Source organism: Sporosarcina sp. SAFN-010, assembly GCF_059415065.1.
On record NZ_JBPFDS010000043.1, the window covers coordinates 1 to 1,387 of the forward strand.

General features: G+C 41.8%; 1 pseudogene. It reads left to right on the forward strand.

Annotation, left to right across the window (positions count from 1 at the left end):
• The first annotated feature begins 83 nt into the window (after positions 1-83).
• Positions 84-1,294, forward strand: a pseudogene (locus tag ACR65F_RS18145) (IS3 family transposase).
• The last annotated feature ends 93 nt before the right edge of the window (positions 1,295-1,387 follow it).

The following is a 1,387-nucleotide window of genomic DNA, read 5'->3' on the forward strand; positions in this document are numbered from 1 at the left end:
TGAAGATAGTATAGAAAGTGGACACAATCCAATGAGCGTGTTTGGATAGAGAGAACATACTAACTGAACGGAGCGTGTCCATAATGACGAAACGAATTGATGATAAGTTAAAACAACATTTGATCAAGCTCGTGGTGATAGATGGAAAAAAGCAGATTGAAGTCTCACGAGAGATGGATGTCCCTGTAAGTACCCTGCGACGATGGGTCAGCGAGCACCGTAAAGAATTGGAAGCAGAGCTTAACGGCGTAGAATATGTAACCCCTGCTGAACGGCTGAAGCAACAACGAGCATTAGAGAAAGAAATTCAAGAGCTGAAAGAAGAAAATGAAATCTTAAAAAAAGCCATGCACATCTTCTCAAAAAACCCGCAGTGATTTATTCATTTATCGAAGAACACCGGGCAGAATACCGCGTGAAGAAGATGTGCCAAGTTCTCCAGGTTTCAACGAGCGGCTACTATAAATGGCGAGAAAAAGAACAAAGCTTTACCCAACGTCAAAAAGAAGGGGCATTAAAGTTAATCAAACAAATCTTTTACGATAATCGTGAAGTCTATGGAAGCCCTCGGATTCAAAGGATTTTGAAGAATGAAGGGGTTCCACTCTCAGAGAAGACCGTTTCCAACTACATGAGGGAGCTTGGCTTGTGCGCTACCGTTCCTTTTCATTATACGGTCACAACTCAGTCTAATCATGAACATCCAATCTACCCGAACCTATTAAAAAGGAACTTCCATGCAGATCAGCCGAATCAAGTGTGGGTCGTTGACATCACCTATATCTGGACCAGTCAAGGATGGCTGTATTTGGCCACAGTGATGGATCTTTTTTCGAGAAAAATCATTGGATTCAACTTATCAAATACATTAGCCAAGGAGTTGCCTCAGCTGGCTCTCGAGCGAGCCTTTCATTTCCGTTCACCAGAAGAAGGATTGATTCACCATTCAGATCAGGGGTCTCAATATGCATCTACATCCTATACAGATTTACTGAAGGAAAAGAAATGTCAGATTAGCATGAGTCGTAGAGGTGACTGTTACGACAACGCATGCATTGAATCTTTCCATGCGACAATCAAAAAGGAACTAATTTACCGAACTAAGTTCAAGACACGTAAAGAGGCTGAGGAGGCCGTGCTGGACTACATTATCTCGTTTTACAACGAGAGACGTATCCATTCCACATTAGATTATGTGTCCCCCAATTTTTTTGAGTCTCAGTATGAAGAAACAAAAGTAAAAAACACGCAGAAACCACTCACAACTTTCGTGGAAGAGCAGTTGGCAATATAACTGTTCTTCCATGAAAGTCCAGCAAGCGCAGCGCGGTAGGCTTTTAAAAATAATCACTCACAAATTTGTGTCCACTTTCTTGACGGAATACCA